The following is an 18749-nucleotide window of genomic DNA, read 5'->3' as shown; positions in this document are numbered from 1 at the left end:
CGGCGAAAACTTCTGCGTGATCCGCGCGCCGCGTCGCTACCGCAAATCCGACGTTTGTGCGATTAGGCACGAACCGCGCGCGGGATGCATGCTCAAAGAATCGGCGAAACTCCGCAATCCCTGCTTGATGCAGTGCGGGATCGCGATGCTCAGGATGGCTTCTTCGCGCGTACCTTCTTTGCCGGCTTCACGGCGATATTGTCCCGGGCCATTGTGAGCGCGCTGCGCAGTGTCACCTGATCGGCTTTCGCGAGGCGGACATTGGTGCTGCCGCTCTTGCCCCAGCCGCCCGGCACCGGCCGGAAGATCTCAGGCTCGGCCTCGACCAAGACAGCCTGCTGCTCCGGCGTCAGCTTCACCATGCCCCAATCCTTGTCGGGATAGCCGAGCGTTGCGAAGATGCGTTTGCCGACGCGAAAATCGGCAGTGCCGTGATGCGCGCCTTCCACCACCTCGGGCAGGCTGAGCGCTGTGCGGCGGAAGCGATTTGCGGACATCGCCCTGATCCCGATCGCTACATCGTGTGTTGCGGCGCGGTCTGCAACAGTTCCTGCAATTGCCCGGCATAGAACTTCGCGTCACCGGTCGTGAGGTGGCCGCGCGTCTCGCTGCTCGCCGGGATCAGATAGATCCTGCCGTTCTTGATCCGCTTCACCGCCGTCTCGGTGACGCCGGTCTCCGGTGGATTGCGCTCATCGTCAGCCGCATTGATCGCAAGCAGGGTGGCTTCGATCTTCTCCATTCCCGCCGACGGATCGTAATCGTGCGAGGCCTCCCACTGATAGATGTAGTCGTTGGCATCCGCGGTGACCGGCAACGCCAGCTGGTCGTCGACCATCTTGTCGGCCTGCGGCGCCGACGGCGCCGGCGTCTGGTAGCCGAGCGTGCCGCCGGCGCTGGCGAAGCGATAGGCGGCGATGGCGTATTTCATCATCCGCGGCTGGCTGGTGTAGTTGCCGCCATTGTAGTCCGGATCGTTGCGGATCGTGTCCAGCATCGTTCGCCGCAGGATCCAGTTGCGCGCCGCCATCGCGGTCGGCTGCGAGGCCATCGGCACCAGCACGTCCATCATCTGCGGATAGCGCACGCCCCAGATCCAGGTATGCATGCCGCCCATCGAATTGCCGATCACGAGCCGCAGATGCTTGATGCCGAGCCTTTCGGTGACGAGCCGGTACTGCGCGTCGACCATGTCGTTGTAATCGTATTTCGGAAAGCTGGTCCGCATCGCATCTGACGGCTTCGACGATTTGCCGTGCCCGATGCCGTCGGGGATGATGATGTAGTATTTCGATGCGTCGAGCGGCTGGCCGGGGCCGAACAGCTGGCCGGCAAAGCTCGGCGTCAGCATGCTGGCGGCCGAGCCGCCGGAGCCGTGCAGCACCAGCACCGGCTGTCCGGTCGGCGCGCCGACCGTGGTGTAGTGCAGCCGCAGCTCCGGCATCACCTCGCCGCTGTGAAACTTGAAGTCCTTCGCAATCCACTCGCCATCCTGCGGCGCGGGATAATCTGCAGCCATGGCCGGTACCGATATCGAGACGAGAGCGGCCAGAAGCGCCGCGCACAAATGGATCATGGTGCTTCTCCCCACGCGCGGCGCGGTTGTCCAGCTGCCTCGGTGCAAGCCTAGCATGAGGGAAAGCGTTGTCCGAGGGAACGCCGGCGCGGCTGGCAAAGATGTGTCCGGATAAGGTCTGATGAGATTGGAGTGCGTACTTATAAATTCGTCGCGTCAGCTCTTGTCCCCGAGGCTGACGTTGAAGCCGACGTCGCTGCATGTCGGCCTCGGGCCCAAAAGCAGTCATCCCAACCGGCCCGCAGCCATCGTCCTCCCGGCCGGAATGCCGTAGGCACGTCGCTCAACTCGTGGTAGCATCTGCCAACCGGGACCATATCGATCTCGGGTCTGGGAGTGACATGCCATGAGACTATCGCCTAGCCTTGCCGCATCGTCAGCTGTCGCTGTTTTGTCAACTGCACTGCTCTGTGCCTTGAGCGGCACGGCAGTATCGCAAATCACAACAGGGCAGGTTGCCCCTCTTCCCAGCATCACGGTCGATGCGCCGAAGCAGGCGGCCAAGCCTCAGAGCCTGAAGCGGCAGGCAACCACAGGTCCATACCGCCGGACATCGTCAAGCGACCATACGCGATCGCGCGCCGCGCAAGCGCCCTCGTTTGCGCCGGATTCGGTCATGGGAAGGATCGCCAAGCTCGAGAGATCCAGCAGTAGTTGCAACGGTGGTTGCGAAACAAGCTTCAGACAGGGCAACGCACCTTGGGTTGGATGCAGCCTTTCAGTCGGAGAAAATTCGACCGGAGCGTTCTCGTCGACATGCAGAGATACGCTCACCTATAAGACCTACGCAGAATGCACGGATACCAAGATCTTTATAGGCTGGATATCGAGAGAAGCCCGGTGGCATTGCAGCAGCCTGCTCGCTGCGGGGAAGTTAGCGGGGGAAAAGCAACAGGTCGCGGAATCAGCGCGCCGCTAGTCCACGCAACTCGCCTTGGCTGCGCGCCACACGACAGCATGGCTCATTCAATTTGAGCCATGCTGCAAGTCCGCTAAGGGTCAAAATCGACGGTCTAGGCCGCTGCGAGCCGCTTCCGGTTTTCCATCAACAGCCGACGCTTGGGCGAGCATCAGCCTCGGGCCAAGAGCTGACCATCAACCAGGTGGCCGGAGTTCGGCTCGCGCTAGGATCGAAGCGCTTATTTCTCAAAGCTGCGGACAGCCATATTGCCCTCATCCATTCGAACAATGTGCCCCCGCTTATGGTCCTCAGTCACATAGAGGTCCCAATGAGTTTCAAACCCCGGGTTGCCATATCCGACGGTAGCTAGAGTGAGCGTGCCTGTGCAGTCCGCATCCAACGTGTAAGTCCCCTCCAGTTTCTCGCGGCCGATCTTGCCACCGCGACTGGACGACTGTTTGCCAGATAACTTCCCGGCCCCGTCAAAGATGAAAACCCCATAGTGAACGCGCTGGATGGTCGGCTCGATGGCCTCAATAAAACCTCTACCGGCAAAGATGTAGCTGCCCTTCAGGACGTCTACCGAGCAGCGTTCCTGCGACCAAGCAGCGACAGAAGTTGAAGCTAAGAGCAAGATCGCAAGACAGGCATTCCAGATCATCTTTGACATGACGTGGCCGTGCTGAACATCGAGTAGAGCATCTTACAACCGAATACTTGGAGACTGCTGAAGCCAGCGAAAATATTGCGTTGCTGATCAGTGGTGACGATGGAGGCCAAATTGGTGGTGCAGGGCTCAATGACCCCAACGCCGCCGTTGTGTGGCCGATATTGACCGAGGTTTCTTTCCGGTCAAAAGCCGCCCCCTGGCGGCCAGACCGGCGACTTCCGCTTTATGGCCGGACGCCGACGCTTATGAGTACACCACCTGGACTGAGCTGGAGCGGCGTCGAAAGTTCACCTCTCCCTTGGGAGAGGTCGATTTGCGCAGCCAATCGGGTGAGGGGTTACGGTCTATCGAGAGAGCAAGAGCCCTCCACCCGCGCCAGGCCGATTCAACCCAGTCTCTTTGCGCTTTAGCGGCCGTCCTCGACCTCGGTCTCCGGGCGGTCATTGCCGGAGGCGGTTTCGGTCAGCCATTTGCCGTCCGAGGTCTCGTACTGGATCGCCTCGGTGCGCCCGGGAACACGCTGCTCGTTGGCGGCACGCCGGGCGGCGGCCAAGGCCGCGGCATGGGTTGGAAACGGTTCCGAGAACACCCCGTTGACGGTATAGGCCCAACCGCCGTCGTGCTGGACGACCTTGTAGATCACGTGGCTCATCCGGAACCTCGTTTCCGCCGTGGACGATGAGGCTGCCAGAATAGACCACGATGTCGTATTTTGCAGCAGCCGATCGTCTTTGAGAGAGCCGCCCCGCTGGTGCGGGCGAGGGAGACCGACATGTGCCGCAATATCAAGACGCTGTTCAACTTCGAGCCGCCCGCTACCGAGGACGAGATCCACGCTTCGGCGCTGCAATTCGTGCGCAAACTGAGTGGCTTCAACAAGCCGTCGCAGTCCAATGAAGCCGCCTTCAACCTTGCCGTGACCGAGGTCTCGGACGCCGCGCGCAGGCTGTTGATCTCGTTGCAGACCAACGCCCCGGCGCGCGATCGCGAGATCGAGGCGGAGAAGGCGAGGGAGCGCTCGCGCCTGCGGTTCGGCTGACGCCACCGCATTCCGTGACGGAGGTCACGGTACGGCGCCACGCTTCCGGTCATCAGTGTCGTTCAGCCGACCCGGAGCAACGCCATGAAGCCTGCCGCCCTGCTCACTCTCTGTTCGATTGCGTTCGCCGTGCTCTGGACTTGCGGCATGCTGTGGTCGAGCGGAACGATCGACCTCGCCAACGTCATCATCCTGTCGGCGTGCGGGGCGTTCGCCGGCGTTGCCTGGTACTACGCGATGCGCTGGGTGTTCCAGCTGATGCAGCTCGCCCGGCCGTCCGATCCTCCGAGCACGCCAGGCGCAGAGCGCTGAGCCTCGCGCGCGACACGGATTTCGCCGGCCGTGTCGCGCAATGACGGGAAGGGTTACTTCTTGTCCTTCTTGCGATGCTTCTTCTTTTTCTTGTGATCGTCGTCTTCATCGTCATCATCGGCGAAGTCGACCGCGTCCACCTCGAGCGCGATCGCTTCCGCAGCCGCGCGCTCGGCGCGCTCCGCGGCTTCTCGCTCGGCGAGCTCGGCGGCTTCACGCTCCCTGGTGCGCTTGTGGTCTTCCCAGGCGTCGAAGATCATGTGCAGCCACGGCATCACCTGCTCGATCGACGGCAACTGGCCGGGCGGGCCGGCTTCACCGCGCGGGCCGGCCGGACCTTGCGGTCCCTGCGGACCGGCTTCGCCCCGTGGACCCTGTGCGCCGGCCTTGCCTTGCGCCCCCGGCTTGCCCTGAGGGCCTGCCTTGCCTTGCGCGCCCGCCTTGCCCTGTGGCCCCGGCTTGCCGCGCGGACCTTCCGGTCCCGGGCGCCCGGGATGTCCCTGCGGACCGGGCTTTCCCGGCTCGCCCTGACGGCCCTGCGGCCCCGGCGCCCCTCGTGCCCCCTGGCGGGAAGTTGTCTCGTCAGCCACTGATATGCTCCGTCGCGATGTGAAGCCGCTTGTAACAGAGGTTGGACGACGGCTTCAATTCTGCCTGTCGGCACCGATGCGAGCGATCAACAGTCATAATTCCATGGGCATGATGACTGCGGAGGACGCATTGCGGGTTCTGGACGGCAGCTATGGCGATGGACCGCAAGCGCTCGACATCGTCGTGACGCGACATGACGTGCTTGACGAAGCGAGCTTTCGCAGCACCGGCGTGCACGAGCTCTATGAGCAGTTGTTTCCCGCGATCGAGCGCGACAGTCCTGACGACATCGTGCGCTGGCTGTTGTCGGACGATGTCGGCGAGCCCAGACATTTCAGTGTCGGCGGCCGCCAGATGTCCTATCGTCTCGACTCGCGCTGCTTCATCCTGCGTGCCGCCGGGCGCGCGATCGGTCTCGGCTTCTTCACCTACGATCACGCAAGCGATCTGATTTTTTGCAACCATGTCGGCATCGCGAAGGCGTGGCGCGGCGGCGGCCTCGCGCGTGCGTTTTATCGCGAGATGGTCGCCATGCTCGATGCGCTGTTTCCGCGCAATATCGGCGTGGTGCTCGAAGTCGAGCCGTATGATCGCGATCGTCTGGACGCGATCATCGCCGATCTCGAGCTGACGGGCAGGCCGCTCGCAGCCGACGAACAGGCCGCGATCCGCAGATTGCTGCGCGCGCGTTGGTACGACAAGCTCGGCTATGCGATGTTCTGCAACGCGCTGACGATGCAGCCACTCCTGTGCCGCTCGCCATGTCTTGATCCGTGCCTGCCGTCATCGGAATGGGCAGAAGGCGAAGAAAATTACTGGCTGATGTGGCAGGCGCGGACCGGCGCGCCCTCCGCCCAGAGGCGCGCAAGTGAGTTCTGGCAAAATGCAGTCGCCGCGATTTACATCGAGATCCTCGCAAAGTCCCTCGTCGATGACGATCCGAATGGACGGCGCGACTATTGGGACTATGCGACCGCGCTGGTGGCCCAGACGATGCAACAGACCATGATGACCGACGTGCGTCTCGTACGCTGTCTCGGTGACGAGGACAGCGCGTTGCTGTCGCGCTGGCGACGTCTTGCGATCGACCTGCCGATCTAGGACCGGCCGCCAGAGCGCGATGAAATCAAGTTGAAGCGGTTTGGCCGCGGACGCGGTTCACCTCTCCCCGGCGGGGAGAGGTCGATTTGCGTAGCAAATCGGGTGAGGGGGCGCAGTCCTAACGAGAGACCGTGACCCCTCACCCGGCGCTATGCGCCGACCTCTCCCAAAGGAGAGGTGAACCTCCGCTGCCGCTTCACACCAACCTAATCTCATCACGCTTTAGGCCGCGGCGTGCTCGCTCATCGGCACGTCGATGCCGTCGGCCGAATATTCGCGGATCTTGTTCCGCAAGGTGCGGACCGACAGTCCGAGCACGCGCGCGGCGCGGGTGCGATTGCCGTCGCAGCGCGCGAGTGTTTGCAGCACCAGTTCCCGCTCGACTTCATCGACAGTCGCGCCGATCAGCAGTGGAACGATTTCATTTGGCGTCAGCGACGGCAGCAGTGCTTCCGGCGACGGTACGGTGGACGCGTAAGACATGAACTCCTCCCGATCAACGCCCGCCTCGTCGATGAGGCGGAGACATCGAGAAACCAACTACCCCGTGTATCCACGGTGTGCCGGTTTGGTTAACAAGACCTTAACGCGCCGCTAACTCCCTGCCTTGTAAGCAAAATACCCAGAAATCGCCACGATTGCGGTTCCATCGGTCACAATGTGCGGTACCCGCCATCGACCATCACGATCGATCCCGAGACATAGGCCGACAGGTCCGAGGCGAGGAAGATCGCAGGACCGACGATGTCTTCCGGCTTGCCGGCGCGGCCGAGCGGGGTGTGGTCCATGAAGACTTTGACGAGGTCTGGATTGGTGGCGCGCACCTTCTCGTTCAGCGGCGTCTCGATGAAGCCGGGGCCGATCGCATTGACGCGCACGCCGTCCTTGCCGAGCTCGGCGGCCAGCGCCTTGGTGAAGCCGAGCACACCGTGCTTGGAGGCGGTATAGGCCGGCGAGCTCGGCGTGCGCAGATGCACGAAGGACTGGATCGAGCCGATGTTGACGATGCGTCCCTTGTTCTTGCGCAGCGGTGCGAGGAACGAATGCGTCACGTTGAAGACGCCGGTGAGATTGATCGAGATGATGTCCTCCCAATCCTTGATCACGGCCTCTTCAGCGCCGAGCATGCCGTTGCGGCGCGCGATGCCGGCATTGTTGACCAGGATCGAGACAGGTCCGACCTTGTCCGCCACCTGCTTTGCCATCGCGATGCAGGCGTCGCGATCGGTCACGTCGAGTGTGAAGCTCTCCGCCTTGCCGCCGGCGTTGCGGATCTCCTTGGCCGCTTCCGCTACCGCATCGCCGTTCATATCGAGCAGCACCACGCGCGCGCCCTCGCGGCCGTAGCCAAGGGCGATGGCGCGTCCGATGCCTGAGCCCGCACCGGTGATGACGGCGATGTGATTGTCGAGAAGGGCCATGGTGTTTCCTCGTTCTGATTTTTGAGCGTTGTCGACAACACTATTCAAAACTGCGCCAACCGAAACGCCAAGCCACGTTTGCGCGTTGCTGTTATCCGGATTCGGATGACAGTACGGACCGATCATGGACCCGCATATCAGACAATGGAAAGTTGCGATCGAGCGCTTCTGCGCGGCGCCGGATCCCGACTATCGCGAGATCGCCAAAATGATTGCCGAGATCGCCACGACCGATATCGACGAGACGCTGCGGCAAGCGGCCGCACAGGTACTGCCGATCCTGCGCCAGGCAGCGCTGAAATCGGCCGACCGCCGGACCAAATCGATGGCGCTGCGGCGTCTCGGCATCGTCAGCGATGCGCTGCACATGCTGTCCGCGCCGCAGTTCGGCCGGCGTGGCCTGACGCCGAAGGTGCTGACGCAGGAAGAGCGCTACCGGCAATTGCTGGGCCTGCCGTTCGGCCGTCGTCTCGCGGCGACCGAGGTCCATCAGGCGTTCAAGCGCGCCGCCAAGACGGTGCATCCCGACGGCGGCGGCAACGGCCCGGCGTTCCTCGAGCTCGCCGCCGCGCGCGACGCACTGATCAAGCATCACTGACGCCTGGTCGCGTTCATGCCGACAGCACGAGGGTGGACGCCGCGCTGTTGCCGCGTGTCCGCCATGCGCGTGATCGATTGGCAGTCGCTCAGTACGAGCAGGTGCCGTTGTTCAGGAGTCCGGTCTTGTAGCTGAATGCGGCGTCGAAGGTCGGCAGTTCTTCGCTGACGACGGCGTAGTTCGCCGGCCACGGCGTGGTCGGGATGCTCTGGTCCCAGATCTGGCAGAAGCCGGTGTCCTGCCAGCGGATCAGATGATAGGGCGTGGCGCTGGCCGGGCTTGCGGCGGCAAGCAGGGACACGGTGGCGGCAATGGTGGCGCAGGCGATCGCAAGACGCATCGGAAATCTCCGGTTTGAAAAATGAATGCTCAGCAGGGCAATCCTGGAGCTCAGGGGCCGATCGCCCCGGACATGCAGTGAGTGTTGCAATCCCGGGAACAGGTTCAACGCCAGTGCTGTGCCAAATTGCGCCGGATTGTGTGCTTGCTACAGTCGGTGCGTTGCGATTCGTGCCCGTGTCGCGACGTGAGCAAATCGACGCGAGTAAACTTTGGGGAGACCGCACATGAAACTTTCATCCACCCTTCGCGCCGCGCTGGTCGCGCTGATGGCCTTCACGGGCACGGCTTTCTCCACCGCCGCTCGCGCCGACAGCGGCTTCGTGACGCTCACCATCTACAAGGCCGGCTGGATCATCGGCGGCTCCGGCGGCAGCGGTGTGCTGACCTTCCGCGGCCGCTCGTATCGGCTGTCCACCGGCGGTCTCGACTACGGCCTGGTGTTCGGCGGCTCCAAGACCGTGCTGCGCGGCCGTGTCAGCAACATCAATCGTCCGTCCGACGTCGCCGGCGTCTACGGCGCAGCAGGCGCAGGACTTGCTCTCGGCCGCGGTGCCCGTGCGATCGTGCTGACCAATCAGAAGGGTGCGGTGCTCGAACTGACCGGCCACCAGGTCGGCCTGATGGCGAACGCCGATCTGAGCGGCCTTGCGATCACGATGCAGTAGCGGCGCCGGCGACAGCTGATCGTCGAGCCGGATTCAGACCATCCCCCGTCATCCTGAGGAGGCCGCAACGCGGCCGTCTCGAAGGATGAATCGGCCACCAGCGGGGCCGTCGATCCTTCGAGGCTCGCCGAAGAGGCTCGCACCTCAGGATGACGGCTCTAAGGACCAGCATGCGTCTGCGCAATTTCGGAATATTGGAAATGTACCTCTGAGTTGCCCGACGTGTCAAGTCAAGCGCCGGTGGCACCCGGCTACTTTGCATGGGGTTGTTTTCGATATTTTGGCAGCGCGCCACCCACGGCGAGTGACCGCGGCGGTACTTACCTGAACAGATGCAGCGCTGCGTATTGCAGCAGCATGATGGTCTTGGCGTCGACGATGCGGCCGTCGCCGATCATGGCGAGCCCCTCGTCGATCGAGAGCTCGAGCACCTCGATATCCTCGCCCTCGTCGGCGAGCCCGCCGCCTTCGCTGACGCGCATCGCAGCGTCGTATTCGGCGACGAAGAAATGCAGCTTCTCGGTCACCGCGCCCGGCGTCATGAAGGCTTCGAACACCTTGCGCACGTGATCGAGCCGGTAGCCGATCTCTTCCTCCGCCTCGGCACGGATGCGTGCTTCGGGCGCGGCGTCGTCAAGCATGCCGGCGGCGGCCTCGATCAGGAGATCGTCATAGCCATTGGCGAAGGCCGGGTAACGAAACTGACGCACCAGCACGACGCTGCGGGTCTTCAGATTGTAGGGCAACAGCACTGCACCGTTGCCGCGATCGTAGACCTCGCGCACCTGGGTCTGCCATTCGCCGTTGCTGCGGCGGTAGTCGAACGTCGCGCTCTTCAGCTCGTAGCGGCGCTTCGACAGCAGCTGGACGTCCTTGACGCGGACGCGGTCGGCGATGCTCATGCGTCAATCCTCAATCTGTCACGGCGTCGCTTCGCGACCGTCGAGCCATTTGGCCAGCATCACCGAGGTCGATTCTTCATAGCCGAGCGTTTGGTAGAACGCGCTGGCCTTGGCGTTTTCCCGGCGCACCAGCAACTGCAGCTTCGGCACGCCGGCCGCGCGCAGCCAGTCCTCGACCGCTTCCATCATGGTGCGGCCAAGGCCCTTGCCCTGATGGTCAGGATCGACCGCGACGTAATAGACCCAGCCGCGATGGCCGTCATGGCCGACCATCGCGGTCGCGACGATCGCGCCGGCGTCGCGGCCGACCAGCAGGGCCGAACTCGGCCCGCGGCGCGCCAGCGCGATGTCGGAGGTGGGATCGTTCCACGGTCGCGTCAGGCCGCAGGCCTGCCACAGCGCGACGACGTCAGAAATGTCGGCGTCGGTGATTGGAGCAATGGCGAGGGAAGGAGAGGGCATTGTCGCTTGCACGGTCACAGCACCTTGCCCGGGTTCATAATGCCGAGCGGATCAAGCATCGCCTTGAGCTGTCGCATCAGCTCGATCGCGACCTTGTCCTTGACGTCAGGCAGTTCGTCGCGCTTCAGCACGCCGATGCCGTGCTCGGCCGAGATCGAACCGCCCATCCGCAGCACGATCTCGAACACGACGGCATTGACGTCGTGCCAGCGCGCCAGGAAGTCGGCCGCGTTGGCGCCGACCGGCTGGCTGACATTGTAGTGGATGTTGCCGTCGCCGAGATGACCGAACGGCACCGGCCGCGCACCCGGGATCAGCTTCACGACCGCGGCATTGGCCTCCGCGATGAACGCCGGCACCGCTGCGACCGGCACAGAGATATCGTGCTTGATCGAGCCGCCCTCGGGCTTCTGCGCGGCCGACATCTCGTCGCGCAGCTTCCAGAACGCCTGGCGCTGGCTCAAATTGGCGGCGATGACGGCGTCATCGACGATGCCGTCCTCCATGCCCTGGGCTAGGATCGCCTCCAGCGTGTCGCGCGCGTCGTCGCGCGACGACGACAATTCCATCAGCACGTACCAGGGATGCTTGCTCCCAAGCGGATCGCGGATATCGATGCCGTGGCGGATCGAGAAGTCGACCGCGATGTCGGCGAGCAATTCGAAGCTGGTCAGGCTGCCGGCCGCCTCGTTGCGCGAGATCGACAGCAGCTTGAGCGCGGCCGCCGGCGACGTCAGGCCGACATAGGCGGTCTCGACCGCACGCGGCCGCGGAAACAGCTTCAAGGTCGCCGCGGTGATGATGCCGAGCGTGCCCTCGGCGCCGATGAACAGGTTGCGCAAATCGTAGCCGGTGTTGTCCTTCTTCAGCTTCGACAGCGCGTTCAGCACGCGGCCGTCGGCCAGCACGACCTCGAGCCCGAGCGCCATTTCGCGGGCCACGCCGTAGGCGAGCGCTCCGGTGCCGCCGGCGTTGGTCGAGAGGTTGCCGCCGATGGTGCAGCTGCCTTCGGCGCCGAGCGACAGCGGAAACAGCCGATCGACATCGGCTGCCTTCTGCTGCGCGATCTGCAACACCACGCCGGCCTCGCAGGTCATTGTGTTGGATTCGACGTCGATGTCGCGGATCTTGTCGAGGCGGCGCAGCGACACCACGACCTCGCCGTTGTGCGGCGTCTGCCCGCCGACCAGGCCGGTGTTGCCGCCCTGCGGCACCAGCGCGATCTTGTGTTCGCTCGCAAGCTTGCAGATCGCGGCGACTTCGGCGGTCGAGCCCGGGCGCAGCACTAGCGGCGAGCGGCCGTGAAACAGGTCGCGCTCCTCGGTGACGTAAGGCTTGATGTCGGCGGCGTCGGTGACCGCATATTTCTCGCCGACGATGGCGCGGAACTTTGCAAGCAATTCGGGCGGAAGCGGCGGCACCGCTGACTGGACGATGTTCATTTTTTCTTGGTCTTTCACGTATGTCGGGATTTACCGCCCAACCGCTGCGCGGCGCAGCCGGTCATTGATGGCCTCGCCCAGCCCGTCCTCGGGAATGGGCGTCACGGCAATAGCATCCGCGTTTCTCTTGTCGAGCGTGCGAAGGTAGCCGAACAAATTGGCGGCGGCCTCCGCGAGATCGCCGCGCTCGGACAGGTTCATCTCCACCGATGCGCATTCGCGTCGCGCGACCTTGGCCGACCCGAACGACAGCAAGGCCTCGCCGACATGGACGTCGCTGGCATTGAGCCGGACCGGGGTCCGTGGCGCGTAATGCGAGGCGAGCATGCCGGGGGCAACCGGCTGGGCGTCGTTCTCGGCGTCCTGCGGCGGCGACTGCAGGGGATGGCCGAGCACGCGCTCGATCTCGGCGCGCGTCAGCCCGCCCGGCCGCAGCAGCACCGGATCGGAGAAGCAGCCGACGATGGTGGATTCGACGCCGACCTCGACCGGGCCGCCATCGACGATCAGGTCGATCCGGCCGTCGAGATCGCCGTTCACATGCTCGGCGGTGGTTGGCGAGACATGGCCGGAAAGATTGGCCGATGGTGCTACCACGGCACCGCCGAACGCCCTGATGATGTCGCGCGCCACCTTGTGGGCCGGGATGCGGATGGCGACCGTATCGAGCCCGGCGGTCGCGAGTTCCGCGACCGGGCAGGACAGCGCCTTCGGCAGCACCAGGGTCAGCGGGCCGGGCCAGAACGCTTCCGCCAGTCGCAGGGCCTGCCCGTTGAACAGGGCGATCCGGCGGGCGGCGCCGAGATCGGCGACATGGGCAATCAGCGGATTGAAGGCCGGCCGGCCCTTGGCCTCGTAGAGCCGGGCGATCGCGGAGGCGTTGCCGGCGTCGGCGCCGAGGCCATAAACCGTCTCGGTCGGAAACGCCACCAGGCCGCCCTCGGCCAGGACTCCGGCGGCGGTGGCCGTGGCGGCGGCGCCGGCGGGCAGAACGTGCGTTTTCAGGCCTGTATCCACTGTGACTAGATTCCTCAATTGGGTGCCTTGTCGTCCCTTGCGGTCCCCGAAACCCAACGCTATAAGCCGGCCTCTTAGTCGGAGTGTGGCTCAGCCCGGTAGAGCACTGCGTTCGGGACGCAGGGGTCGCAGGTTCGAATCCTGCCACTCCGACCAGATTTCCTTAGGTTTTTTCTTCTCATCGGTGGCTGTTCCCGAGTCAACCACCGATTTGACCACCGAAACATACCGCGCTTTCTGGCCAATGGCTGCCGCCGCCCCGTGCAAATGATCGGGATGGTGATGGCCATAGGTTTCCTGCAGGACCTCCGCCGACATGCCGAGGAACCCGGCCGCCTCCCAAATCGGCACGCCGCGCTGCATCAACCAGGTCGCTGCCGTGTGGCGCAACGTGTGCGGAGTGACTTTCCCGGGTAGCCTGGCCAGATTCACGGCAGATTTGAAGCCTTTCTTTACGGAAGCGACCGGCTTGCCATTGAACTCGACGAAGCAGGTGTTGATCAGCTTCCGGTCGTGCCAACGACGCAAATGAGCCAATAGCCGGGGTGGGAGCGGGGCTGGCGTCTGACGCTTCTTGGTGGCTCGCTTCCCGATCGGCCTTCGGTAGAAGATACCACGCTCGAGATCGACGTACGAGTGCCCAAGCTCGGAGTAAGGCGATGCCGCCGCGATCGCGCCGGCCCTGGTGCCGGTGTAGAGGCCGATCAGGATAAATCTGGCCACGTGTCGAAGTGGTCGACGGTCTGTCCGTACCGGGTCGCCCTTTGAGCTGCCGGCATGGACCGTCTGCTTTTCGCGATAGCGCCAACATTGCCAAATCAGGGCCGCCGCCTCGCTGCGCGTCAGCCAACGATCGCGCGCCTCACCTTTTGCCGGGAGGGATACGCGAACCGTGCCCCGGTGAAATCCCTCCTTTGCATGATGGTTGATCGCAGCGCGGAAAGTCTCGAGGTCACGACGCGCGCCACCCCGGCTGCCGCGATGTTTGACGTAACCGGCACCGGTTTGCGCGTTGACTGCCGCCAGCTTCTTGCCGCACCAGAAATCGTTGAGCCGGTCGATCCTCGCTTCGATTTCAAACTGATCACCGGGCTCGCCGATATCGGTCAGATAGATCGACAGCACGTCGGCGCAATCGATGTCGTCAATATCTCGTCGACTGCGCTCCGGTTGATATTTTTGCGCGATGTAGTTTGCTAACGCTTGCTCTGCTTTCTGCGGAGGCTTTGTTTCAGACGCGCTCGCAATGCATCCTGTGGCGATATGCCGGTCGCCGTCTTTGATAATCCAAACAGACTGGGCGACGAGGTCGCCTCCGCGATACCGTGCTTTGCGTCTGTAGAGCCGGGCTCCTTTGCTTGGACGCGGCATAATTCCCTCATTCTCTCTATATGAAAGAGTGTCGTGTAATCCTTGCCTGCAATGCGCTCAATGACGAGCCTTCCGCGAGCACTCTCTCTTCGCAACCCGGAGGCAGTCATCGAACCATCGGGAAATGCCACGGCCGCTGCTACAGAAAGCCGAAGCGGATCATGCAGACCAACAGCTTCGCGGTGCTTTGTGTCGATCATGTCAGCGGCATCGCAAAATTGCGAACGCACTAGCGGTGATCGGGCCTTAGGCGAGTGACATCCTTGTTTCTCTGATTGTTTAGAGCGTGTGTTTGTCTCTGGGGTGACGGGAGCCGGACATGTATTCCTGCATTGATCAAAGATGCTGTGCTGATCAGCGCTGCCGCTTCTGATCAGCCGCTCCGTGGTGCTGGACGTCTCGGGATTGTCAGAGCCCATCGGCACATACAATCAACCCGTGGACGGCAACTCAATTGCGACGAGCCGCAGTTTGGGCCGACATGAGCGGGCAGGGAGAATGCCTGGGACGGAAGCGCCAGCGTTATCCTGGGTGCGGATATCGATCACTTTTGCGAAAGGCCTCATTTTCACGTTGTTCGTTTCGGCTAAATTCTCGACTGCCAATCTTTGCTACCGTCAACGGTGCGGGCGAAACAGGCTCGACGAAGTTGACCCGTTGACCTGGCTACGCGCAGCGATTCACACGCCGGCCGATAGGTCTATCCGGTTCAACAATATGCGGCGCTTGCTCGACGTGGCTTGCTAGATTCTATCGGGTCGGATGTTTTGCCGCTACTGGTAGATTTGACAGGTGGAGCTCGGCCTGACGAACCCATGGGTGCGCTTCGGTTCGGGATCCCGGTGCGCTCGATGTCTGTCTTGCCGCTGCTTCAGAGACGATTTCCCTGCTCATGGCTGTACGACCTATGGCAACCGTCCCGCCGCCCGAAACCCTCGCATGCTTCTTTTTTCCCCGCAGGCAAGCCGGCTCCTCGCGGCCGCTTCGCTGCAAAAAAGGCGCGAGCTCGGGTGCGCCGCTGACGCTTCGCCCCAGGGGTTCGGCGGCGTTCCGGCCGCCATGACGGTCTCGCCATCGCAGGGGATCGGCCCTGCGGCAGCGAAGGAGACAGACCATGACTGCGATCGGATTCGTCACCCGTAACGACAACGGCGGCTTCAGGGGCGAGCTCAAGACCTTGTCCATCCGAGCCCACATCGACATCGTTCCCAATAGCGCCAAGTCGACCGAGGCTCAGCCGGACTTCCGCATCCTCGCCCAGGGCGTCGAGATCGGAGCCGGCTGGATCCGGCGCGGCGAGAGCAGCGGCAAGGACTACGTCAGCCTGTCACTTGCGGCACCTGAACTCGGGTCTCGCAAGCTCTACGCCAACCTTGGCCGGGCCGTCGGCCTGGGCGATGACAACGGCTTCTTCCTGATCTGGAATCCCGGTGACTAGCCCAGGATCTTGGGCTCCCGCGCCTGGCGCGGGAGCCTTCTCCAGCGGCCAGCTTTTGACCGTCGCGTTCCGCGCGCGCGATCGAACGCCGAACGGCACTCGATCTTTGTGCGTTGAGCAAAAAAAGCACGAACAACGAGCGCAAGGTCGAGACTGTTCTCCTGGGCGCCCTTGCCTAAGGGAGGCTTGAGGGGTACTGCCCGTCACCCGGCAAAATCCGCGAAGTCTCGAGATTCATGCCGCCATCGATCCGCGCCTGGGGCGAGGCGTCGTACTGCGGTTTGGCGGGCCTGTCGAGGCGCCTGGAAGAGCTGCACGGCTTGACCTGAACTGGTCGGTTCGTGTCGATAGGGAGCACCGTTTTGTGAGATATCCGCTTCAGGGCCAGGTTTGAGCGAATGCTCGAAACGCCGGTTATGCGGGAGAGCCTGTTTACGATGAGATCCTCAAGAGCCTCGATATCAGACACCATCACCCGGAGAAGATAATCGTTGTCGCCGGTCATCAGATAGCATTCCATCACCTCGCCAAGGCGATCGATTGAACGCGTAAAGCTCTCGAGTGATGGCTGGGCCTGCCTTTCAAGCTTTACTTGTATGAATGCCGTAACGCCGATGCCGAGAACTGCGGGATCCAGCACCGCAATTCGCCGGTCAATGACCCCGAGTTTTTCGAGCGTTCGAACTCGAGCGAGACACGGAGACGGTGAGAGATTGACGCGGGAAGCGAGTTCAACGTTGGTCAAACTTGCGTTCTGCTGCAGTTCATTCAAGATCTTTATGTCGATCCTGTCCAAAGCCGTCGTCGTCATTTCATTCTCCCATGGGCAAGCATTCGTCGTCCCATCGAGGCCCGGCCCCTCGCGTTATTCCGCGTGGTGACATCTCGATGAAACAAATGCTATCTCTCGCCCGGGCATGTAGAATTTCGATAAAATGACGACTTGTATCGAAAAACGGTCAATCTGATCTTGCCGCTCGAACATGTGGTCTGCGCGCCGTCGACTGCTGCCGTCGTGATGAGCAACGCGATTGCAATCTGTGCACTGATGGTCGCGGGAACTGAACCAGGTCCAGCCCAAGCCCGCGATTTTTGGAGGTCCCAGCTTTGTCATCGACTGGCCTAGCCGGGTAATTGGTAGGGCAGTATGTCCCTGCGATCGCGGTCTATTCTCAATCTGCTCTTGAGCGGCGGGATCGCGCGTTGAGAACAGTTGGTCCGCTCGCAGATTCGACAAGAAATTCCGATCGGATCGAAAGTGCCCTTGCTTGTGAGGTCGAGCCCGTCTGCATATACGAAATCTTTTGCATAGGAGACTTCGCATCCCAGAGCGATGGCATAGCGCGGACGAGGAGAGCCGAAGCCGCCCCGGCCTTTCGAAAGTTCAGTTGCGATGCAAAGAAATCGGATGCCGTCCGGTGTCTCGGCGAGTTGCCGAATGATTTGGCTTGGGGCCTCGAATGCCTGGTGCGCATTCCAGAGCGGGCAGGCGGCTCCGTATCGTGCAAATTGCAGTTTTGCCGCGCTGTGGCGTTTGGTGATGTTTCCGGCGCGGTCCAATCGGGCGAAGAAGACGGGCACACCCTTCGAGCCTTGCCGTTGAAGCGTAGACAAGCGATGAGCAACCTGCTCCAGGCTTGCGCCGAACCTCGTCGCGAGCAATTCAAGATCGTGCCGCAGCTCTCGAGCGGATTGCAGGAATCGTTGGTACGGTAGAACGAGAGCGCCCGCAAAATAATTTCGCAATCCGGCCGCGCACACGTTTCGTGCATCGACTGATCGAAATGTCGCTTTATCTGCAATCTGACCGATCCGGTCTTCTTCTTCAAGAGTCGCGATTTGCAGAGCGATCTGGAAGGTTCGGGTTGGTGTAGGCAGATATTGGCTTAGGAACAGCGTGCGCGATGCGCGATCGAATTGCCGCAATGAAGTCTCGTTCGGACCGCTCTGGCGAATCTGCACGCCATGTTTCGATTCCAGGTAGCTGATCAACGCCGTCGTCGCGTTGCTGTCGGGAATATTCAGCCGGTCGGCAAGAGCCTCGGCCGCGGTATCCAACTCATGGACGTAATTGTCGACCAGGTGAAAGAAATCGCGAACTTCCTCATAAGCCGTCGGTTCTCCCGCCAGATTGGCGATCTGGCCATCCAGGCTGGCGAGTTGCTCGCTGTTGCGCCGATATGCCTGATGCGCGCTCAGGAGCGCTTGAGCAAAACCGGGAGCGTTCTGAACCACCAGTTTCAACTCTTGTATGCTGGGCGAATAGGAGGCGAAGATCGGATCAGCCAACGACTCGGCCAGCATCGAAATGATCTTGTCACTGTCGTTGAGCGACAAAGAGCTCAGGTCGACCTGAAATTTTTCGGCGAGCAGCACCAGCACGGAAGCCGAGACCGGCCGCTGATTGTTCTCGATCTGGTTCAGGTAACTGAGCGAGATTCCCAGCCGCTCCGCGAACGCCGCCTGGGTGAGCATTTGGCTCTCCCTTACCTCGCGGAACCTGCGACCGATATAAAGCTTTCCTGCCATTTGCAACTTCGCAATATGCTGTTTGCAATTCTGTAACATGTGCAAATTTGCGTCTTCAACCCTTCTCAGGTTTCGGATCGCTTGTATATGGCGGGGTAAGACCTGCTCGCGGACCCACCGGGGGGTGTTGTGTGATCTCCACAATTGAAGCTCTTGAAGAACGTCGCGCCGGCGCAAGACGCGGCGGCGGCGAAAAGCGCATCGAGGCGCAGCACGCCCGCGGCAAGCTGACCGCCCGCGAGCGAATCGAGCTCCTGCTGGACAAGGGCTCGTTCGAGGAATTCGACATGTTCGTCGAGCACCGCTCGATCGAGTTCGGCATGGAGAAGAGCAAGATCCCCGGCGACGGCGTCGTCACCGGCTGGGGCACGG

The 18749-nt window shown here is 62.4% G+C and carries 23 protein-coding genes, 1 tRNA gene and 1 pseudogene; 9 read left to right on the top strand and 16 right to left on the bottom strand.

From position 1 onward, the window contains the following. Nucleotides 1-149 precede the first annotated feature (149 nt). From FNJ47_RS18100 to FNJ47_RS18085, 4 genes are all read right to left on the bottom strand, one after another. On the bottom strand, nt 150-497 hold the full coding sequence (locus tag FNJ47_RS18100; protein ID WP_163155399.1) for an MmcQ/YjbR family DNA-binding protein: 348 nt from the start codon (nt 495-497) through the stop codon (nt 150-152). 17 nt (nt 498-514) lie between these two features. After that, on the bottom strand, nt 515-1576 hold the full coding sequence (locus FNJ47_RS18095; RefSeq protein ID WP_163155397.1) for an alpha/beta fold hydrolase: 1062 nt from the start codon (nt 1574-1576) through the stop codon (nt 515-517). Nucleotides 1577-2715: 1139 nt separating this feature from the next. Further along, nucleotides 2716-3147, bottom strand: a complete 432-nt coding sequence (locus FNJ47_RS18090) for a hypothetical protein (RefSeq protein ID WP_163155395.1) — start codon at nt 3145-3147, stop codon at nt 2716-2718. A 406-nt stretch (nt 3148-3553) separates the two neighbouring features. Continuing rightward, on the bottom strand, nt 3554-3799 hold the full coding sequence (locus FNJ47_RS18085) for a DUF2188 domain-containing protein (protein WP_016840968.1): 246 nt from the start codon (nt 3797-3799) through the stop codon (nt 3554-3556). Between the two features lie 120 nt (nt 3800-3919). Here FNJ47_RS18085 and FNJ47_RS18080 point away from each other — a divergent pair, with 120 nt between their 5' ends. Both FNJ47_RS18080 and FNJ47_RS18075 read left to right on the top strand, forming a co-directional pair. Next, entirely contained in the window at nt 3920-4186 is a 267-nt protein-coding gene (locus tag FNJ47_RS18080; protein WP_163155393.1) for a DUF2277 domain-containing protein, read from the top strand. A gap of 84 nt (nt 4187-4270) precedes the next feature. Next, nucleotides 4271-4498 carry a hypothetical protein gene (locus FNJ47_RS18075; RefSeq protein WP_163155391.1) on the top strand — a complete coding sequence of 76 codons (228 nt, stop codon included), beginning with the start codon at nt 4271-4273 and terminating at the stop codon, nt 4496-4498. Nucleotides 4499-4551: 53 nt separating this feature from the next. Here the strand turns inward: FNJ47_RS18075 and FNJ47_RS18070 are convergent, their stop codons facing one another. Beyond that, nucleotides 4552-5088, bottom strand: a complete 537-nt coding sequence (locus FNJ47_RS18070; RefSeq protein WP_163155389.1) for a collagen-like domain-containing protein — start codon at nt 5086-5088, stop codon at nt 4552-4554. A 130-nt stretch (nt 5089-5218) separates the two neighbouring features. On the opposite strand from FNJ47_RS18070, the gene FNJ47_RS18065 reads away from it, so the two are divergent. Continuing rightward, on the top strand, nt 5219-6190 hold the full coding sequence (locus FNJ47_RS18065; protein WP_235999949.1) for a hypothetical protein: 972 nt from the start codon (nt 5219-5221) through the stop codon (nt 6188-6190). A 222-nt stretch (nt 6191-6412) separates the two neighbouring features. Here FNJ47_RS18065 and FNJ47_RS18060 read toward each other — a convergent pair whose 3' ends face one another. Both FNJ47_RS18060 and FNJ47_RS18055 read right to left on the bottom strand, forming a co-directional pair. Beyond that, complete coding sequence (locus FNJ47_RS18060; protein ID WP_163155387.1) at nt 6413-6673, bottom strand: helix-turn-helix domain-containing protein; 261 nt, start codon at nt 6671-6673, stop codon at nt 6413-6415. Between the two features lie 170 nt (nt 6674-6843). After that, nucleotides 6844-7611 carry an SDR family NAD(P)-dependent oxidoreductase gene (locus FNJ47_RS18055; RefSeq protein WP_163155385.1) on the bottom strand — a complete coding sequence of 256 codons (768 nt, stop codon included), beginning with the start codon at nt 7609-7611 and terminating at the stop codon, nt 6844-6846. A gap of 124 nt (nt 7612-7735) precedes the next feature. Between FNJ47_RS18055 and FNJ47_RS18050 the strand changes: the two genes are divergently transcribed. Next, nucleotides 7736-8209 carry a hypothetical protein gene (locus FNJ47_RS18050; RefSeq protein ID WP_163155383.1) on the top strand — a complete coding sequence of 158 codons (474 nt, stop codon included), beginning with the start codon at nt 7736-7738 and terminating at the stop codon, nt 8207-8209. An 88-nt stretch (nt 8210-8297) separates the two neighbouring features. Here the strand turns inward: FNJ47_RS18050 and FNJ47_RS18045 are convergent, their stop codons facing one another. Beyond that, the gene (locus FNJ47_RS18045; protein ID WP_163155381.1) at nt 8298-8549 is read right to left on the bottom strand and encodes a hypothetical protein; all 252 of its coding nucleotides are present in this window, start codon (nt 8547-8549) and stop codon (nt 8298-8300) included. A 226-nt stretch (nt 8550-8775) separates the two neighbouring features. Here FNJ47_RS18045 and FNJ47_RS18040 point away from each other — a divergent pair, with 226 nt between their 5' ends. Next, nucleotides 8776-9216: a hypothetical protein gene (locus FNJ47_RS18040; RefSeq protein ID WP_163155379.1), complete on the top strand. Its 441-nt coding sequence runs from the start codon at nt 8776-8778 to the stop codon at nt 9214-9216. 320 nt (nt 9217-9536) lie between these two features. Here FNJ47_RS18040 and FNJ47_RS18035 read toward each other — a convergent pair whose 3' ends face one another. Genes FNJ47_RS18035 through FNJ47_RS18020 form a run of 4 tightly spaced genes read right to left on the bottom strand, consistent with a single transcriptional unit; the run spans nt 9537 to nt 13039 of the window. Further along, on the bottom strand, nt 9537-10118 hold the full coding sequence (locus tag FNJ47_RS18035; protein WP_163155377.1) for an NUDIX hydrolase: 582 nt from the start codon (nt 10116-10118) through the stop codon (nt 9537-9539). An 18-nt stretch (nt 10119-10136) separates the two neighbouring features. Next, nucleotides 10137-10580, bottom strand: coding sequence for a GNAT family acetyltransferase (locus FNJ47_RS18030; RefSeq protein ID WP_163155375.1), 444 nt, complete (start codon nt 10578-10580; stop codon nt 10137-10139). 14 nt (nt 10581-10594) lie between these two features. After that, nucleotides 10595-12022, bottom strand: a complete 1428-nt coding sequence (locus FNJ47_RS18025; protein WP_163155373.1) for an FAD-binding oxidoreductase — start codon at nt 12020-12022, stop codon at nt 10595-10597. Between the two features lie 30 nt (nt 12023-12052). Continuing rightward, nucleotides 12053-13039, bottom strand: a complete 987-nt coding sequence (locus FNJ47_RS18020) for an L-threonylcarbamoyladenylate synthase (protein WP_163155371.1) — start codon at nt 13037-13039, stop codon at nt 12053-12055. Nucleotides 13040-13118: 79 nt separating this feature from the next. Between FNJ47_RS18020 and FNJ47_RS18015 the strand changes: the two genes are divergently transcribed. Next, a tRNA-Pro gene (locus tag FNJ47_RS18015) sits at nt 13119-13195 on the top strand. Nucleotides 13196-13330: 135 nt separating this feature from the next. Here FNJ47_RS18015 and FNJ47_RS53935 read toward each other — a convergent pair. Further along, nucleotides 13331-13762: pseudogene (locus FNJ47_RS53935) on the bottom strand (tyrosine-type recombinase/integrase); the annotation flags it as partial. A 54-nt stretch (nt 13763-13816) separates the two neighbouring features. On the opposite strand from FNJ47_RS53935, the gene FNJ47_RS53930 reads away from it, so the two are divergent. Then, nucleotides 13817-14239, top strand: a complete 423-nt coding sequence (locus tag FNJ47_RS53930; protein WP_347341682.1) for a hypothetical protein — start codon at nt 13817-13819, stop codon at nt 14237-14239. Here the strand turns inward: FNJ47_RS53930 and FNJ47_RS51335 are convergent. Beyond that, complete coding sequence (locus FNJ47_RS51335) at nt 14236-14610, bottom strand: excisionase (protein WP_235999948.1); 375 nt, start codon at nt 14608-14610, stop codon at nt 14236-14238. The two genes, FNJ47_RS53930 and FNJ47_RS51335, sit on opposite strands and share 4 nt — an antisense overlap. Before the next feature lie 914 nt (nt 14611-15524). On the opposite strand from FNJ47_RS51335, the gene FNJ47_RS18000 reads away from it, so the two are divergent. Next, entirely contained in the window at nt 15525-15848 is a 324-nt protein-coding gene (locus FNJ47_RS18000; protein WP_163155369.1) for a DUF736 domain-containing protein, read from the top strand. A gap of 175 nt (nt 15849-16023) precedes the next feature. Here FNJ47_RS18000 and FNJ47_RS17995 read toward each other — a convergent pair whose 3' ends face one another. Further along, on the bottom strand, nt 16024-16659 hold the full coding sequence (locus FNJ47_RS17995; protein WP_163155367.1) for an Lrp/AsnC family transcriptional regulator: 636 nt from the start codon (nt 16657-16659) through the stop codon (nt 16024-16026). Nucleotides 16660-16970: 311 nt separating this feature from the next. After that, nucleotides 16971-18377, bottom strand: coding sequence for a helix-turn-helix domain-containing protein (locus FNJ47_RS17990; protein ID WP_163155365.1), 1407 nt, complete (start codon nt 18375-18377; stop codon nt 16971-16973). Between the two features lie 134 nt (nt 18378-18511). Here FNJ47_RS17990 and FNJ47_RS17985 point away from each other — a divergent pair. Next, nucleotides 18512-18749, top strand: a 238-nt coding sequence (locus tag FNJ47_RS17985) for a carboxyl transferase domain-containing protein (protein WP_430649391.1), incomplete at its 3' end; no start/stop codon positions are given.

Source organism: Bradyrhizobium uaiense (genome assembly GCF_010811875.1).
GTDB classification, from domain to species: domain Bacteria; phylum Pseudomonadota; class Alphaproteobacteria; order Rhizobiales; family Xanthobacteraceae; genus Bradyrhizobium; species Bradyrhizobium uaiense.
Note: the sequence above shows the minus strand (reverse complement) of the source record. Positions and strands in the feature narration are given on the sequence as shown.

What these genes read in the sequence shown, in the direction of transcription:
- FNJ47_RS18100 (WP_163155399.1), bottom strand. Translation starts at nt 497, where the DNA reads ATGTCCGCAAATCGCTTCCGCCGCACAGCGCTCAGCCTGCCCGAGGTG.
- FNJ47_RS18095 (WP_163155397.1), bottom strand. Translation starts at nt 1,576, where the DNA reads ATGATCCATTTGTGCGCGGCGCTTCTGGCCGCTCTCGTCTCGATATCG.
- FNJ47_RS18090 (WP_163155395.1), bottom strand. Translation starts at nt 3,147, where the DNA reads ATGTCAAAGATGATCTGGAATGCCTGTCTTGCGATCTTGCTCTTAGCT.
- FNJ47_RS18085 (WP_016840968.1), bottom strand. Translation starts at nt 3,799, where the DNA reads ATGAGCCACGTGATCTACAAGGTCGTCCAGCACGACGGCGGTTGGGCC.
- FNJ47_RS18080 (WP_163155393.1), top strand. Translation starts at nt 3,920, where the DNA reads ATGTGCCGCAATATCAAGACGCTGTTCAACTTCGAGCCGCCCGCTACC.
- FNJ47_RS18075 (WP_163155391.1), top strand. Translation starts at nt 4,271, where the DNA reads ATGAAGCCTGCCGCCCTGCTCACTCTCTGTTCGATTGCGTTCGCCGTG.
- FNJ47_RS18060 (WP_163155387.1), bottom strand. Translation starts at nt 6,673, where the DNA reads ATGTCTTACGCGTCCACCGTACCGTCGCCGGAAGCACTGCTGCCGTCG.
- FNJ47_RS18055 (WP_163155385.1), bottom strand. Translation starts at nt 7,611, where the DNA reads ATGGCCCTTCTCGACAATCACATCGCCGTCATCACCGGTGCGGGCTCA.
- FNJ47_RS18050 (WP_163155383.1), top strand. Translation starts at nt 7,736, where the DNA reads ATGGACCCGCATATCAGACAATGGAAAGTTGCGATCGAGCGCTTCTGC.
- FNJ47_RS18045 (WP_163155381.1), bottom strand. Translation starts at nt 8,549, where the DNA reads ATGCGTCTTGCGATCGCCTGCGCCACCATTGCCGCCACCGTGTCCCTG.
- FNJ47_RS18040 (WP_163155379.1), top strand. Translation starts at nt 8,776, where the DNA reads ATGAAACTTTCATCCACCCTTCGCGCCGCGCTGGTCGCGCTGATGGCC.
- FNJ47_RS18035 (WP_163155377.1), bottom strand. Translation starts at nt 10,118, where the DNA reads ATGAGCATCGCCGACCGCGTCCGCGTCAAGGACGTCCAGCTGCTGTCG.
- FNJ47_RS18030 (WP_163155375.1), bottom strand. Translation starts at nt 10,580, where the DNA reads ATGCCCTCTCCTTCCCTCGCCATTGCTCCAATCACCGACGCCGACATT.
- FNJ47_RS18025 (WP_163155373.1), bottom strand. Translation starts at nt 12,022, where the DNA reads ATGAACATCGTCCAGTCAGCGGTGCCGCCGCTTCCGCCCGAATTGCTT.
- FNJ47_RS53930 (WP_347341682.1), top strand. Translation starts at nt 13,817, where the DNA reads ATGGACCGTCTGCTTTTCGCGATAGCGCCAACATTGCCAAATCAGGGC.
- FNJ47_RS51335 (WP_235999948.1), bottom strand. Translation starts at nt 14,610, where the DNA reads ATGATCGACACAAAGCACCGCGAAGCTGTTGGTCTGCATGATCCGCTT.
- FNJ47_RS18000 (WP_163155369.1), top strand. Translation starts at nt 15,525, where the DNA reads ATGACTGCGATCGGATTCGTCACCCGTAACGACAACGGCGGCTTCAGG.
- FNJ47_RS17995 (WP_163155367.1), bottom strand. Translation starts at nt 16,659, where the DNA reads ATGACGACGACGGCTTTGGACAGGATCGACATAAAGATCTTGAATGAA.
- FNJ47_RS17990 (WP_163155365.1), bottom strand. Translation starts at nt 18,377, where the DNA reads ATGGCAGGAAAGCTTTATATCGGTCGCAGGTTCCGCGAGGTAAGGGAG.